The 318-nt window shown below is 57.9% G+C and carries 1 protein-coding gene; it reads left to right on the top strand.

Going from position 1 to position 318, the window contains the following annotated elements; translation table 11 throughout:
* Positions 1–248, top strand: a 248-nt coding sequence (locus tag P792_RS39415; RefSeq protein ID WP_035440935.1) for a GTP-binding protein, incomplete at its 5' end; no start/stop codon positions are given.
* Positions 249–318: the final 70 nt, after the last annotated feature.

Raw genomic sequence — 318 nt, forward strand, 5'->3', positions numbered from 1 at the left:
GGCGCTGGTGGGTGAGCATTCCTACAGCAGACTGGCCGAATGATGCTGAATGGCGGCAAACACTCGATGCGCTATGGGACCATTGCTATGGTGACCGCAGGCAGGAACTCGTTTTTATCGGTGCCAGTCTGAACGAGGCCGCCTTGCGTCAGGCACTTGACGCGTGCCTGATCACACCGCCTGATACTGGCGCTTTCGATCCCGGTTGTTACGCCGACTTACCGGACCCCTTTCTCAAATGGGAGTAGAGAAAGCTGGCCACACCAGCTGATGACGTTCAACGTGCCCCGGGACGGGTCTGACGGCTGATGAAGATAG

Origin of the sequence: Asaia sp. SF2.1, assembly GCF_000505765.1 — a bacterium.
GTDB classification, from domain to species: domain Bacteria; phylum Pseudomonadota; class Alphaproteobacteria; order Acetobacterales; family Acetobacteraceae; genus Asaia; species Asaia bogorensis.